This is a genomic window from Proteus mirabilis HI4320, from assembly GCF_000069965.1.
Taxonomy (GTDB): Bacteria; Pseudomonadota; Gammaproteobacteria; order Enterobacterales; family Enterobacteriaceae; genus Proteus; species Proteus mirabilis.
Window position 1 is genome coordinate 2,751,863 of record NC_010554.1, and the last position, 15,238, is coordinate 2,767,100.

13 protein-coding genes are annotated in these 15,238 nt (G+C 39.5%); 1 reads left to right on the top strand and 12 read right to left on the bottom strand.

Annotated features, from left to right (window positions below; all coding sequences use genetic code 11):
- The first annotated feature begins 76 nt into the window (after positions 1–76).
- On the top strand, positions 77–2,941 hold the full coding sequence (locus tag PMI_RS19665) for an autotransporter domain-containing protein (protein ID WP_232504889.1): 2,865 nt from the start codon (positions 77–79) through the stop codon (positions 2,939–2,941).
- A 101-nt stretch (positions 2,942–3,042) separates the two neighbouring features.
- Here PMI_RS19665 and yntE read toward each other — a convergent pair whose 3' ends face one another.
- From yntE to PMI_RS12475, 12 genes are all read right to left on the bottom strand, one after another.
- A complete protein-coding gene (yntE, locus tag PMI_RS12420; protein WP_004245677.1) occupies positions 3,043–3,654 on the bottom strand; it encodes a nickel ABC transporter ATP-binding protein YntE in 612 nt (203 codons plus the stop codon).
- Positions 3,655–3,721: 67 nt separating this feature from the next.
- Positions 3,722–4,525 (bottom strand): nickel ABC transporter ATP-binding protein YntD, encoded by an 804-nt coding sequence (gene yntD, locus PMI_RS12425; RefSeq protein ID WP_004245678.1) that lies wholly within the window; start codon positions 4,523–4,525, stop codon positions 3,722–3,724.
- Complete coding sequence (yntC, locus tag PMI_RS12430; protein WP_004245680.1) at positions 4,519–5,331, bottom strand: nickel ABC transporter permease YntC; 813 nt, start codon at positions 5,329–5,331, stop codon at positions 4,519–4,521. The genes yntD and yntC overlap by 7 nt, the downstream gene beginning before the upstream one ends.
- Positions 5,328–6,311, bottom strand: coding sequence for a nickel ABC transporter permease YntB (gene yntB, locus PMI_RS12435; protein ID WP_012368416.1), 984 nt, complete (start codon positions 6,309–6,311; stop codon positions 5,328–5,330). Before yntB ends, yntC begins: the two co-directional genes overlap by 4 nt.
- Positions 6,296–7,879 carry a nickel ABC transporter substrate-binding protein YntA gene (yntA, locus tag PMI_RS12440; protein WP_012368417.1) on the bottom strand — a complete coding sequence of 528 codons (1,584 nt, stop codon included), beginning with the start codon at positions 7,877–7,879 and terminating at the stop codon, positions 6,296–6,298. The genes yntB and yntA overlap by 16 nt, the downstream gene beginning before the upstream one ends.
- Positions 7,880–8,279: 400 nt before the next feature.
- Positions 8,280–9,272 carry a glycosyltransferase gene (locus PMI_RS12445; RefSeq protein WP_012368418.1) on the bottom strand — a complete coding sequence of 331 codons (993 nt, stop codon included), beginning with the start codon at positions 9,270–9,272 and terminating at the stop codon, positions 8,280–8,282.
- Positions 9,273–9,689: 417 nt separating this feature from the next.
- Positions 9,690–10,190, bottom strand: coding sequence for a hydrogenase maturation peptidase HycI (hycI, locus tag PMI_RS12450; protein ID WP_004245684.1), 501 nt, complete (start codon positions 10,188–10,190; stop codon positions 9,690–9,692).
- Positions 10,187–10,597 (bottom strand): formate hydrogenlyase maturation HycH family protein, encoded by a 411-nt coding sequence (locus PMI_RS12455; RefSeq protein WP_004245685.1) that lies wholly within the window; start codon positions 10,595–10,597, stop codon positions 10,187–10,189. The genes hycI and PMI_RS12455 overlap by 4 nt, the downstream gene beginning before the upstream one ends.
- Positions 10,590–11,372, bottom strand: a complete 783-nt coding sequence (locus PMI_RS12460) for an NADH-quinone oxidoreductase subunit B family protein (protein WP_004245686.1) — start codon at positions 11,370–11,372, stop codon at positions 10,590–10,592. The genes PMI_RS12455 and PMI_RS12460 overlap by 8 nt, the downstream gene beginning before the upstream one ends.
- Positions 11,369–11,923, bottom strand: coding sequence for a hydrogenase 4 subunit H (gene hyfH / locus PMI_RS12465; protein ID WP_004245688.1), 555 nt, complete (start codon positions 11,921–11,923; stop codon positions 11,369–11,371). The genes PMI_RS12460 and hyfH overlap by 4 nt, the downstream gene beginning before the upstream one ends.
- Before the next feature lie 11 nt (positions 11,924–11,934).
- Positions 11,935–13,668 carry a hydrogenase large subunit gene (locus PMI_RS12470; RefSeq protein WP_012368419.1) on the bottom strand — a complete coding sequence of 578 codons (1,734 nt, stop codon included), beginning with the start codon at positions 13,666–13,668 and terminating at the stop codon, positions 11,935–11,937.
- Between the two features lies 1 nt (position 13,669).
- A complete protein-coding gene (locus tag PMI_RS12475; protein WP_004245690.1) occupies positions 13,670–15,238 on the bottom strand; it encodes a hydrogenase 4 subunit F in 1,569 nt (522 codons plus the stop codon).

Below are 15,238 nucleotides of genomic sequence, written 5' to 3' on the forward strand. Positions count from 1 at the left end.
TAAATCAATATTATATATATTGTGTCCTCTCTATATATGGCCTATTAATTGCTACAGCAATTATAATATAAATGATATGGGAGACTCAATTTATAACCCTTTTAGTATTGCAAATAATGCAAGTCAATATTATGAATTCAATCATAATAGATATGAATACATTAAACATCTCCACGGCCGTGTCTTAGATAAGCATAGTTACAACCAACAGTTAATGACGCCGTTTGGAAGCACTTACATATATGCAACAATAAGTGATGATACACTTTCATTATATAATCGTATAGCTGATGAAGGTGAACGTAATATTCAAAAAAAGATACCTAATTATAATGTTAGAGAAACCGTTTATTTCTCAGAAGAACTCTTACCAAATGAATTATTTATTAGTATAGATGGCGGAAAGACCATAAAAAAAATAAATAAAGAAAATAATCCGCAATTAGATCTTCTTTACCTTTCCCATATTTCAAAAAATAGTAAAACTGTTGTTGGGTATGCCTTTGCAGGTGCTAGAGCCAGATTAGAGCAGATGGTTAAAAATAATAGTATTTTTGAAGATACTATCGGTTGTGGTACATACAATGGATGTTATGTATTTGCCTATAACGTATATAACAATACATTTTCTATTTTAGATAGAAATATGGAGATTAGATATTTAACGAAAGATGGTAATTTTATTTTATATGAATACAAAGGTGATGAGAGAAAGAAGCTATATATTTATGATATCTATAAAAAAGAAAACTTCGAATTAACATTCGATAACGTTAATAAGTATTTAGCTAATCATCTAGAAAAAGCAATTTTACTTTCACCAATTACTGAATATCCTTTCTTAAAGGGAATAAAAAGAAGAGGTGTTGATATTCAAAAAATCAGTGATAATGGTCAAGTCTTTATTGGCCAGCTAAACCGAGATTTGCCTAAAAAGAAATTACTGGATAGAGAATATCCTAAAGTTGCCTTTATCACAACAGCATCAGGCCCTATACGAGAACTTAGTCTCTCTGAATTTGGATCGACAAAACTTGCAGATACCTCAGCAGATGGGAACTATAGTGTTGGCTGGGGAGATGTTTGGCATAATAATTATGCAATTAGGTTACCTACTAGAACAAAAACTTCTTCAGCAATTTTTAGTCAAGCATTACTCTATGACTTCTCTAATGATAAACTCATCAATATTGGTAACCTTTCTACAAAAAAAGAAGAATCGGAATTTAGAAATGCTAGAGCACTTGATATTACTGCTGATGGTAAATATGTTGTAGGGTGGTCTGAAACTGATGAGTATAACTTAAAAACCATTCCAAAAGATCTAACAGGCACTGGTCCTCATGCCTTTATCATGTTTCATCGTCATGGTTTTATTTATTTCAATAATCATATGTATGACTTAGGAACACTTGACGGGGGAAAAGATTCAGAAGCACATGCCATCTCAGATGATGGAAGAATCATTTATGGTGTAGCCACTAATGAACGTAATAACTGGCGTCAAGTTATTTGGAGAAATGATGAAATCGATGATAAATATTTCAATACTGAACAACAAGAAATTGCAGATGAAAAAGATAAGCAAGCTGAGCAAGAAAAGGCTGAGCAAGAAAAAGCGGAGCAAGAGCGCCTAGCCAGACTGCAAGCTGAGCAGGAAAAAACGGAGCAAGAGCGCCTAGCCAGACTGCAAGCTGAGCAGGAAAAAGCGAAGCAAGAAAAAGCGGAGCAAGAGCGCCTAGCCAGACTGCAAGCTGAGCAAGAAAAAGCAGAGCAAGAGCGCCTAGCCAGACTGCAAGCTGAGCAGGAAAAGGCGGAGCAAGAGCACCTAGCCAGACTGCAAGCTGAGCAAGAAAAGGCGGAGCAAGAGCGCCTAGCCAGACTACAAGCTGATAAAGAACTTCCCCCTGTAGAAGATGAACAAGTACAACAGGCTAAAGCAAAGGTAAAAGAGAAAGAAACAGCAAAATCATCGACAGCTATCAGTAAACCAATCGATGTAGAAAACAGCTATAAATCCATGCAATTAATGGCTGAAAATAGCTATAAACTTATCGATATGCAACAGGGTCAATTGCGTTATTTAGCTTCCGCCACCTGTTCTGTCGGTACTGAAAAAGCATGTCTTAGTGGCTTCACACACTATCAAAATATTGATAAAGCCAACGCTATACAAACGGGCATTAGTGGAGCTTATCGTTTTGATATCAATCAAACACCATTAGTGGTTGGTCTTGCTATTGATAGCGATAGCTACTCTTCTTTACCCACAGGCTATGAATATCAAGGATACCCTTTACCGTTAATTGGTTTTAGCGTTGATTTAATCCCGTCACTAAACCCAACCTCGAATGGCAATGCATTACATCTTTCATTAAAAGGGGCATATGTAAACCGCAAAGTCACGATTAAAAGACCAATATTAGATAATACCGAAGCGGGTAAAGGCCACGCAAAGATCTCCGGTTATTATATTGATTTTCAAGGATATTATCCTTACACACTCAATAACCTTATCACTGTAACGCCTTTTGCAGGACTTACTTTTAATCAAACATCACGCTCTGCTTATAGCGAAACACAAGGGACTAAACTTGCAGTCCATTATCAAGAACTTAATGCACATTCATTGCTTGCAAAAATAGGATTAGGAATAGAGTATACAGTCAATGCCAAACTCAAACTGGACAGCAAAGCGGGTTTATTATGGCATTTATCACATCACCAAGGTGACTTCCAAAGTCATATTGATTATCTAGGTCAGCAAAAAATTAACTATAACGACAACAAAAAACAGTTAGCACAGCGTCCATTTGCTAGTGTAGGGCTAACTTACCAACTAGATAAACAGTCATCTGTTAATACGACAACAAATTGGCAAATGACCCCTTATCGTAATCAAGATATTCATATGGGTATTGGTTATACATATCGTTTTTAATTCCTTATTATTATTATAATTAGTAGTAATAGTTTGCTTCCTATATTTCAAAATACAGGAAGCTTTTTTTTATTAAAATCGCTCTAGTATCCTTTTTACTATCAACATATTTTTTCCTTATCTACCCACCATATTCTGGTAGATACTTTTTCTAGTAAGGCTTTATTGTGACTAAAGATAATTAAACTTAAAGGACGTTTTTGACTTTCATCGATTAATACTTGCCAAATTTTGGCTTGGATCTGTGCATCTAATTGTGCAGTCACTTCATCTGCAATTAATAATTGTGTTCGAGGATCAAGTGCTCGTAGTAATGCAATACGTGCCAATTCTCCTCCTGATAACTCATTAGGCCTACGGGTTAACCACTCTGGCTCTATCATCAATTTTTCAAGCCACAGGCTATCAGGCACCCATGCATCACGTACACTCTCTCCGGTTGTTCTAAATGGATTAAAACATTTATCAGGATGTTGCGGAACCAATTGAATGGGACAATAACCTTTCTTAGGCAGAGGTTGCTGATTAAAAAGAATTTGCCCACTAGTCGGCATTTGCCATTGTGCTAATACACGACCTAACGTTGTTTTTCCTCTACCACTTGGCGCAGAAATGCCTAAGCGCTCTCCCGCCTCTAATGAAAAAGAGAGATCATGCCATAACATCTTACCGGCTTGTTGCACAGAGAGTTGTTGTAGCGCTAAAAGTGGCATAAAAATAACCTCAAAAATAGGGTTCTCTAAGAGAAAAAGGTATATAAAGAAGATAATCTATCACTGCTCAATATGGGTATGGGTTGCAAGCCCCCTCTTGTAGATCTAAAAACTGCTGTTCAGGCAGTGCATTCCACAATGTTTTTAGCCATTCACTCCCACCATGATGATAAAGCGCTTTAGCAGCGACTATCTCATTTAGCTCCCCTTGCCTCAACACAGCAATGGTATCGGCATAACGAGCAGCCAAAGCTAAATCATGGGTGACCCATAGGACTGATTTACCTTGATGACATAACTCTTTTAAATGCTCTAGCAATAAACAAGCGTGTTCATCATCAAGCCATGATGTTATCTCATCAGCCAGTATATATTGTGCATTAGATAATGTTGCATTGCAGGCGAGTACTCGTTTAGCCATTCCCCCCGATAATTTTGCGGGGTAAGTTTTCACTAACGAGCTAGAGAGGTGATATAAACCAAATTGGTGTTTAATATCTTCATAGGTGATATCAGCACCACTTAACCGCGCTGAACGGCCCAGTTGTTCACCAATGCTAATTAACGGATTAAGCGCTGTTACACCTTGAGGAATATAGCAAAAAGTATTACCACGATAAGCAATAAGCTCTCGCTCGGTTAACGGATGCCCATTAAGTTTAATTGTGCCTCGGGTTCGCATATTAGCAGGTAGTAGTCCCAATGCACTTTGCAGGAGTAAACTTTTACCTTCACCGCTGCCCCCCACTAAAGCCAGCATTTTGCCAGGTTTAATATCAAGAGAAATAGATTTTAATAAAGGCTGCCAAGTGCGCTTTCCTAACCAACGAAACTGCGCAATATCAATGGAAAGCTGTTCAAAACTTAACATCCTGCCCCTCTTAACCATAGTTGTTGCATGGCTTTAGCAAATTGATCAAATATCAATACCAAGCACATTAAAATTAATCCGGGAAAAAACACCATCCACCAAGCACCGGTACTTAAATAACGTAAGGCATCCGCTAATAGCAATCCAAGAGAAGGCTCATGCGCTGCTTGCCCAAAACCTAAAAAGCTCAACGCAGCACTATGCAATACCGCATGTGGAAACATAAGCAACGTTCCTACAATCCATTGCGGTAATAACATTGGGATATAGTGTTTTTTCACACACTCAAAAGGTGTATTGCCAATACGGCGAGATAGCATCACATAATCTGCTTCACGAATACGTTGAATTTCACCACGTAAAATTAGGGCTAATTTGGGCCAATGGGTTAATGCAACAGCCCAGATAACACCTTGCTGTCCCCCACCTAAAGTAAAACAGATCAAGATCAACAACAGTAAATGAGGTAATGCTAACAAGGCATCAACCACCCCTCTGACCAATAAATCACAATGGCGATTAATGGAGGAGATCCCAGCAAATATCAAAGCAATAGCACCACTGACAACGGCACTAGTGACACCGATATTTAAGCTACTTAACATACCTTGAAAACAGCGTAACCACAGTGAACGGCCTAAATTATCCGTGCCAAACCAGTACTGAGTTGATGGCGCTTGGTTTCTAGCTAAAAAATCCATCACAATATCAGTATGAGAAACAGATAAGCCATAAATAACCAGCCCCACTAATACGATTGAGACAAATAGCAGTCTAAATAAAGGCTTATTGGGATCGTAAATCATAAGTCGCGCAAAATTCCTTTATTAATTCGTCGTAACAAGTAGTTAGAGATACTGTTTCCAAAGAAAATGAGAATTGTGCTAAATACAACAATCCCCATTAATAGGGGGATATCCCCACGCAATCCGGCATCTACTGTCGCTTGCCCTAATCCCGGATAAGCAAAAACCTTCTCCGCCAATAATGAACCACCTAACAATTCACCAATTGATGCAAACTGTAAGCAAAGTGCGGGAGTAATGGCATGACGTAGAACATGAAAAAGCATCATAGCCCAACCTTTATCACCTTGGGCTTTAGCAAAATGAATAAATTCACTGCCCATCACTTCAGCAACTTTTGCGCGAGTATGCAGTGCGATATTACCTGTACCTAATAATCCTAACGCTATCATAGGTAAAATAAGATGCGAAAAACGTTGGCCCAATGTGGCTGCTTCAGCACTACTGCCCATCGGCCATGCACAGCAAATAGGTGCCCAGTGTAACGTTACCGAAAACAGCGATAACAACAGCAATCCAACCCAAAAAGTCGGTAATGAGGCCAGCAAATAAGAGAGGGTTGAGATGATCCTATCAGGCCAACGATTAAGATATCGTCCTGCCACTAACCCCATTAACACCCCTATTACACCTGAAAATAGCCACGCAGAAAAAAGCAGGATAAACGAAGGCCCTGCCCGTTGGCGAATAACATCAATAACCGGCATGTTATAGAGTATGGAATAACCAAAATCACCTTGGATTATCTGGCTAAACCAGAGCCAAAAACGCATCCATAGTGGCTGATCCATCCCCCAGCGAGCCGCTATCAGCGGATACTGCTCAGGCGGAACGTTTAGCAAATCACTACCGATATAGGCCTTGATCGGATCAATCGGCGAAAAACTTAATAAAATAAAAACACCTGCTGTTGTTACCAGCAGCAGGCATAATAATCGCAGGAAAAATCCTACTGTTTGACGTATTACTGACAAGTCCACTTCCAAGTATCTACGCTATTTAATAATGACCATGAACCGTGAATTTCCGGAGCGCCAGTGCCTAAATCAACACAAGGATCGGTTAAGTAAGTATGCTGAATATTCATTAACCAAGCCCAAGCAGCATCACCTTTGATACCGACGCCATTTTTACCATCCCACTCTACCGCTTGCCAATGTGGTACCGCTTGTTGCCATGTCGGTGCATCTAATGCTGCTTGTAAATGTTTTTCAACGGCAGGATTTTTATAATACCCAGGATTATAGTAACCCACACCTGCGGCATTCATACTATAGTGATGATAGAGCTCCATCGGATCAAGACTTCCCCAACCAAACAAAGTCGGGTTTGAGTGCATATAACGCTCTACGGTATCCCAGCTTCCTGACTTAAGATCCATTTGAATGCCAAGAGGTTGCACTAACGCACGAATTGATTCAGCTAAATCGCGACGAGTTGCATCACCACTGGTGTACCAGAGTGTTAATTTCGCTTCTAGACCGTCTTTTTCTCGAATGCCATTTTTATTGAGTTTCCAACCCGCATCATCAAGAATTTGTTTGGCTTTTTCAATATCACCATCTTTAAATGCAGCCTCGGTTTGATCCCAAGGTAATCCTTTTACGCCGGTATAAGCAGGAACTGCATATCCATCTAATACTTGCTCTGCCAGTAATTGGCGGTTAAGGGCATAGTTAATCGCTTTACGGATGGCGATATCTGCAGTGATATCATTACCGATATCATACCCTTGTGCATTTTTCTCACCTGATTTCACCATAGGAAAGACGATACCACGATTTTCAACACTGGCTCTTTCCCACAATTTTACATTAGGCAAATTTTTAGCAATGGCTGCGGTGGCAGGAGGAATACGAACAACCCCTAGTTGTCCACTTTGAGCGGCAGCAAAAGCGGCATCTTCATCAAGAAAAACAAAGATAAGCTTTTCGAAATCATTTTTCTTACCCGCATAATAAGGGTTTGCCTCAACGATGAGTTGCTGACCCGGTTGAAAACTGACCATACGATAAGGACCGGCACCAATCGGCTTTTGTGCATAGGTTTTTTCATCATATTTATCAGCTGAAACAATGCCTAGCGAGCCTAATACATTAACAAAAGTACTTTGAGGCGCTTTTAAAGCAATAGTGACATGTAAATCATCATCTGCCGTTGCAGAAAGAAAGTTTCCCATATCCACTTTACCGCCACTTGCCGCAGCATTGTTATAGGTAAAGGCAACATCTTTTGCGGTTAAAGGGGAACCATCAGAAAATTTCAAATCTGGTTTTAACGTCAGCTTCCATGTTGTGCCCTCTGCACTAGGCTGATAATCACTGAGCATATTGCTATACCAACTCAGATCCGCATTTTGCTTTAATAATGGGCTGTGTAGCAGTAAGTAGCTACCATGGCTCCACCCTAACATGGGATCAAAACCTTCTGTCGGCTCTTCACCAATGGCTAGTTTTAAGGTTTGTGCTGAAGTAGTAACAGGAACGCTAAGTGCGGCTAAGCAGGATAAAGCAATAAACGATTTTCGCCAACTAAACCGAATAGACATAAATATTCTCCGATTTTTTAGATACGACTTATCATCAGTCTCAATCTGTTTGAAAGAGACAGAAAAGAAATAAGTTAACTGTTGTTATTATGATGTTCTGCACATTGATGCAGACAAAAGGATTAATTGCTTGGCATCATAAAAGCTTTTCTTGAATTACTCGAATAATATCCAACATTTTATTGATTTTACATAAACTTTCATCAAGCAATAGCGTTCAATATGACAAAATTTTAAATAGAGCACAGTTTTTTTCTAATAAATCAGTTATATAGGTTATGCTCATTCTTAATCATGAGCATATAACAAAATAAATTGCTATTTTTACGAAATAACCTAATTTTACGATAAGTATATTAATGAAAAAATAAAGGGTGCAAATTATTACACCCCTTTATATTTATTCTGCTAATATTTTTTTCAGTCGAAAATAACGCCGACCTAAACGCCATTTTAATCTAAAATCTTTCGCATTTTTCCAAATTAATGCCCAAATTCCCCGCTCAAAAAATACCTTAACTATCTGTTTTTTGGTTTCTGGTGAACTAATCGCATCAATAGAATGAATAATACCTAAACCTTCTTTGGCTATTTGCCAATAACAAGCATTGATCGTTTTTGCTATCTCAGCATGGCGTTGATTAATAGCATCCAGCATCTCAAGTATTTTCATATAATTATAAATTGTTCTTACATGAATACGATCATCGGGTGTCGTATGCGACACGGAGCCAGAATGAATAAAATAGTCGTAATAACGCTCATCGATATATTTTACCCGTTTCGCCGTTAATAACACTTCTGTCGTCCAAGGAATATCTTGGTGATGCAAACCCGGCTCAAAGTAATAACCATGCTCCAATAAAAACTGACGTCGATAAATATTTAGCCATGTAACATGTAAGAACTTTTTCGATTCAAGAGCACGTTCAAGCCATTGAGGCCCGGTTAATACCTCTGTGGTTGTTAAACGCGTTGAAGGAAAGATAGGGCGTGTTGGTCGGTTTTTATCATCATAAACATAATTCCCATTACAGGTTGCCACATCCAAATTATCGGCTTGGGCAATTTCAAGTAATCGGGGATACATGCGTTTATCTATCACATCATCAATATCAGGAAAAGCAACGTATTCCCCCTTTGCAACAGCAAATCCTGTATTACGCGCAACGGAAACACCTTGGTTTTCTTGTGTTAAAATAGTGACATTGGGAAAGTGTTTTTCCCATTTATCTAAGATCTGACGAGAGTTATCAGTAGAGCCATCATCAACTAAAATAAGTTCCCAGTTTTCCAGTTGTTGTGCATGTAAACAATTAAAAAACTGTGGTAAAAATTTTTCACCATTAAAAACCGCCACCACAATACTTAATTGGGGAAAAGAAGAGGACATACCGAACCTTTTATTTTTTTAATAAGACAGAAATATTTTGTCGTGAACATTTTTGCTTAAGGGCATTAAGGGTAGCAAAGATAGTTAGCTTAATATGAAGCTAATCTTGCTATGTTACACTTAACATTAATCAAAAAGTGCGCTTTTTGAGCCAATTAGGCCTCTAAAATTCACTAGTTAGGCTAAGTATAAGTAATTTTGTCTTGATACTGATGAAGAAAGGGTTAAGGATGTGCGTTTTTTAAAAAAGATAGGCTCAAGATGACTGTTTATCCATGAGTGATATAAGTTACAAAACTGTCTTTTTTTGGCGGTTGTGACACTTATATCACTCATTAATATAAAACATCCGCAGAACGGATGTTTTTTACTTATGGATACTTATTTATACTTTATGTTTTTTATACTTTAATTTTTCTATTCTTCGATATCGTCTTCATCACAGACTTCAAGCTCAGGAAAGTAATCAACTCGCCAAGACTTAATGCCTTGATAAACTTTATCAACAGCGTTTCTTACCGCTTCGGTCATTGGGTAATAGAATCCCACCAGATCGGGCTGGATCCCCAAGAAAGTAATATCGGGGATATCGTCCTTTAATTGATCTATCAGAAAATTTAACGGCATGTTATGGGTGCTCATAATAAACATTTCTGCAATATAATCAGGATCTATTACCCTTATTTCACCAGGTTTTAAACCAATATCAGCCGCATCAACAATGACAACACATTGCGGTTGTAATGCTCTTATTTGATAAGAAACATTCTCTGGCGCACTTCCCCCATTGATAACCATCCAACCATCAATCGGGTTTGCTTCCATTAAGTCCGCTAATAGAGGACCGGCTCCATCATCCCCCATCATGCTATTTCCTACCGTTAATACGACCTTAGGTGCTGTCATTGTTTCACTCATGGTTTTCTCTTTACTATCAAATAAATCGCTGGCTCTATAACAATTTCACCTAATAAATTAATCAGCGTTTGGCTCCACTCACTAAAAAGTGGATCATCACTTTTGGCAATAGGATCGAAAGCTAAAGCTAACATGTGAGTATGTTCAGAATTGATATTGATCTCACCGAAAGTTAGCAATCCTTGCATTTTTCGTTTTGCTTCCCCCTCAGGTAATAAATCAATCCATGCTTGATATTTTTCTAAAGGACAAACCAACTCTGTTTTTAAGCAGTCAATCATGCCGACGTGATGACCAATCGCCAACGAGTAGTACATCACTTGTTGCGCCTGCTCAGGTATATCATCATCGCTATCAACAAACTTTTGTCTTAATGACCAAAAGTAAACTTTAGCGTCATCAGACATGAACGCCTCCTTGGTTTAATGAATGCACCAGTCGTTTTACAATTTCCGCTAAACGAGGATCATTCGCTTGGCGTAACCATTCATCAACACGCCCACTGACTTCTTGTACTGTGGCACCATCAAGTAAAGTGAGGAAATGATCACTAATTTGTCGCCCTTGATAATAACCAGCAAGACGACGAGCTTCACGCTCTATCATTACGCGTGTATCAAGAGGGATCGACGGCAGTAACAGTGACGCTTGCTCATTATCCACTTCAGTGTGATTTTGACCTTTTAGTTTTTGATCTAATAAGCCTAATGCCACAGCAAAACCATAAATAGTTGCTGCAGGTGTCGGAGGACAACCAGGGATCCACACATCAATAGGAACGATGGTTTCACTCCCACCCCATACACAATAGAGATCGTGGAATATCCCACCACCACAACCACAAGCCCCATAAGAGATACAAATTTTGGGATCTGGTGCTGATTCATAAGCACGTAATGCCGGTACACGCATTTGGCGTGTTACGGCACCAGTAAATAACAAAATATCAGCATGGCGAGGTGAAGCAACCACCTTGATACCAAATCGCTCGGCATCAAAAACAGGTGTAATTGCAGAGAAAATTTCAATCTCACAACCATTACAACCACCACAGTCAACACGATAAACATACGCGGAACGTTGAATATCTTTCAATAACGTTTTTTTCAGCTTTTTCACCTGATCACTTAATGTGATAGGTTGGCTGACATGATGATTGATGGGAATTTCTGGTAGACTCATTTTTTCACACTCCCGACATTGCCCATACTAATATTTTCTTGACCATCAGAGAGTAGGTTATGTTTACGTTTACACTCAGGGCAAGTTTCAAATTGTGGACGCATTGCCTCAACAGTTTGTGCATCCCAACCCGATTGCACCAGCAGTGCCATAGCGTAATCAACAGATTTTCTAGGTGTAAAGGGTTGATGACACTCACGGCAGCTTAATAATTTAAATGTACCTTTAATATAAAGATCTGATTTTTGTGTGACTGCCGTTTCAAACATATCTGATAATACAATTGCCCGAGTTGGGCAGACTTCTTCACAACGGCCGCAATAAATACAACGACCAATAAATAACTGCCAGTGACGTTCACCCGTTTCGAGGTTGGTTTCCATGGTCAGTGCATTCGCAGGACATGCAGAAGTACAAGCCCCACAAACAATACATTGCTCAGGTGAGTACTCAGGTTTTCCTCTAAAACCATCAGGGAGTTCTAATGGTTTAAAAGGATATTTTGTTGTTGCATCGCCTGTTTTGATAATGGTTTTAAACAATTTTAACATCGTTCAGTCCCTCACTTGAGCGGCGAATTTTTACGTTCGATGCTATAACGTTCAATTTCTTTATAAGAAACTGTTTTCGATTTACGTTTTTTCACATCGACAAGCGTTACCCTGTCAGTACAGGAGTAACAAGGATCGAGGCTACCGATAATTAATGGTGCATCAGAAACCGTATTTCCTTGTAACATATAACGTAGTACTGGCCAGTTAGCGTAAGTGGCCGCACGACAACGCCAACGGAATAATTTTTGATTATCACCCAACATACTCCAGTGAATATCTTCACCTCGTGGAGCTTCGGTAAAACCAAGTGCAAATTTATAAGGTTGGTAGGTAAAGCCTTCTGTTAATAACGGTCCTTCCGGCAGATTATCTAAGGCATATTCAATCATTGCCATAGAATCAAGCACTTCCTTAATACGCACCATCACACGTGAGAAAACATCCCCACCTTCATAACTAAATAGGGTTAATGGTAAGTTGCCATAATCTGCAAATGGGTGATCAAAGCGTACATCACGTTTAAAACCACTGGCTCTGATCATGGGGCCTACCGGACTGAAATCACGCGCGACTTTCTTATCTAAAATCCCGACCCCAACGGTACGCTGTTCCATATTTGGCGCAGAAAGTAAGATGTCGACTAATTCAGTGACTTCTTTGCGCATTTCTCTGACTAATTGGATAGTTTTAATACGTTGATCTTTTAAAATATCGCGACGAATACCACCAATTAAGTTTAAGCCGTAGGTCTTACGTGCTCCCGTCAGCATTTCAGCAATCTGCATGGATTTTTCACGAATACGGAAGAATTGCATGAAACCGGTATCAAATCCGGTAAAGTGACTTGCTAAACCGATATTTAATAAATGACTATGTAGACGTTCAACTTCTAATAAAATAGAACGGATAGTATGAGCGCGACGAGGCACTTCAATACCTAACGCATTTTCAACAGAAGTGGTATATGCCACGCTATGTGTAAAGCCACAAATCCCACAGACACGGTCTGATAGGAAAGTCACTTCATTATAGCCCATACGGGTTTCTGCCAATTTTTCCATACCACGGTGTACATAGAACATGCGATAGTCAGCATCAACAATATTTTCACCGTCAACAAATAAACGGAAATGTCCCGGTTCATCAGACGTAATATGCATAGGGCCGATAGGAACGACACGCGCATCTTGTTTGCCTTCGTTCACAAACGGATAGGTTTCTGTTTCTGTGGTTGGCGTTGGACGTTGGCGATAATCCATGGCATCTTTACGTAACGGATACATATCTTCAGGCCAATCATCTGGAAGCACTAAACGACGCTCATCCGGTAAGCCCACAGGAATAAGACCATACATATCACGAATTTCACGCTCTCCCCATACTGCTGCAGGAACTCGCGGGGTAACAGAAGGAAATTCAAGTGTAATAGGACTAACGTGTGCTTTAACGACTATCCAGCACTTTTCACCCTCTTCCATCGATAAGGCGTAATAGACGGCATAATCACCATTTAAACTACGTTCATCGTTACCAAATAAAACAGGTAACCAGCCTCCTAAACCGTAATATAGATACTCCACCACTTCAGGCAGTGATCCCGTTTTAACTGTTATCGTCAATTGATCAGCGGTTTGTCGCTCTTCATCAAGAATAGCTGATGGGAATTTTTCTCGAACTTTAGCAATATAACCCGCACCGAGTTCGTTTCCCTCTTTTCTACTGACATAATTTTGATAGCTCACGTTACTTCTCCTGAACCGATATTGATGGATTGCTGATTAACGTTGTTGGCCATGTATAATTTGGTGATCCACTCTCATCGATATTCATCACGATATTGGCTGCGTTCTCCAATAACTCACTGACTGGCTTAGGAATATGTGTTCCCATTAACAACATAAGCGCAATCAAAATGATCATCGGTAGTGTGGTTAACAGACCTAATTCACCTTTGGCAACCACATCCGGTTTTGGACCAAATACCGTTTTAGCTACCATACGAACTAATCCACCTAATACTACGGTTAATAACAATAATAATAGAATTGTTAATCCCATATGCTTAGCTGCTAAGCCTGCAACAACAATCATAAATTCACTGATAAAGACATTAAATGGTGGCATGCCCCCTAATGCCAAAGCACCGCCAGCAAATAATGCAGCACTTAATGGCATTACTTTAAACATACCTTTCACGACATTTAGATCCCGTGTACCGTATTTCAGTAACACGTTACCAGAGCCGCAGAACAGCAATGCTTTTGCTAAGCTGTGGTTTAACGTGTGGAATAAAGCCGCCAAAATCCCAATCGGGCCACCAATACCCAGAGCCACTGCAATTAACCCCATGTTTTCCACACTGGAGTACGCTAATAAGCGTTTCATATCGCGCTGGATCAGAATAAAGAACGCGGCGATAGCAACAGAGAGGAAGCCAAAGATTAACAATAGGTTACGAGTGAATTCAGTGCCTATTGCTGCATCAATAATAATGTAGTAACGAATAATGATTAACAGCGCACAGTTTAATAACACCGCAGATAACAGCGCACTAACAGGGCTTGGCGCTTCACTGTGAGCATCTGGTAACCATGCATGCATTGGGAATAACCCGGTTTTGGTACCGAAACCGATCAAAATAAATACAAAAGCTAAATGCATCAGTGTTGGATCTAACTGATGTGTATATTTCAACACTTCTGTCCAGAAGATGGCCTGATCAGGATCAGGCATAAAGCTTGCTGCATTGGCATAAACTAAAATTGTGCCAAAAAGACCAAATGCGACACCGACACTACAGATAATAATGTACTTCCATGCAGCTTCTAATGAAGAGCGTTGACCATAAATCCCTACTAAAAAAGCAGAGCTTAATGTTGTGGCTTCAATCGCGGCCCACATCAAGATCAAGTTATTACTGGTGATCGCTAATAACATGGTGAAAAGGAAGAGGTGGAAGAAACCATAGTAGTTACATAAAGTACGAACAGAAATTTCGCCCTCATCCACTTCATGATTCATATAACCAATAGAATACAGGCCGGTTAAAAAACCAATGATGCCTAAAATGGCTAGAAATAGTGCCCCTAAACTATCAACATGAACCCATTTCGCTGCCGCCAGTATTTCGCCATGGGACATCACATCAGCAACAGTGCCTAACGCGGCAATGACTAAGACAAAAATACCTATAGTATGAATGCCTGTAACGATAGGACGTGCCGCTGCTTTCAATAATGGGCTTAAAAATGCCAATATCGAAAATACCAGCGGTGCAAACATTAAGATTGTTAACATGGTTGTTTGATTCAT

Bases quoted from the DNA above. Each gene is read 5' to 3' on its own strand.
- PMI_RS12445 (WP_012368418.1), bottom strand. From the start codon at position 9,272: ATGTCCTCTTCTTTTCCCCAATTAAGTATTGTGGTGGCGGTTTTTAAT.
- hyfH (WP_004245688.1), bottom strand. From the start codon at position 11,923: ATGTTAAAATTGTTTAAAACCATTATCAAAACAGGCGATGCAACAACA.
- PMI_RS12475 (WP_004245690.1), bottom strand. From the start codon at position 15,238: ATGAATCAAACAACCATGTTAACAATCTTAATGTTTGCACCGCTGGTA.
- yntC (WP_004245680.1), bottom strand. From the start codon at position 5,331: ATGATTTACGATCCCAATAAGCCTTTATTTAGACTGCTATTTGTCTCA.
- yntD (WP_004245678.1), bottom strand. From the start codon at position 4,525: ATGTTAAGTTTTGAACAGCTTTCCATTGATATTGCGCAGTTTCGTTGG.
- yntE (WP_004245677.1), bottom strand. From the start codon at position 3,654: ATGCCACTTTTAGCGCTACAACAACTCTCTGTGCAACAAGCCGGTAAG.
- PMI_RS19665 (WP_232504889.1), top strand. From the start codon at position 77: ATGGGAGACTCAATTTATAACCCTTTTAGTATTGCAAATAATGCAAGT.
- PMI_RS12460 (WP_004245686.1), bottom strand. From the start codon at position 11,372: ATGAGTCTACCAGAAATTCCCATCAATCATCATGTCAGCCAACCTATC.
- hycI (WP_004245684.1), bottom strand. From the start codon at position 10,190: ATGAGTGAAACAATGACAGCACCTAAGGTCGTATTAACGGTAGGAAAT.
- PMI_RS12455 (WP_004245685.1), bottom strand. From the start codon at position 10,597: ATGTCTGATGACGCTAAAGTTTACTTTTGGTCATTAAGACAAAAGTTT.
- yntA (WP_012368417.1), bottom strand. From the start codon at position 7,879: ATGTCTATTCGGTTTAGTTGGCGAAAATCGTTTATTGCTTTATCCTGC.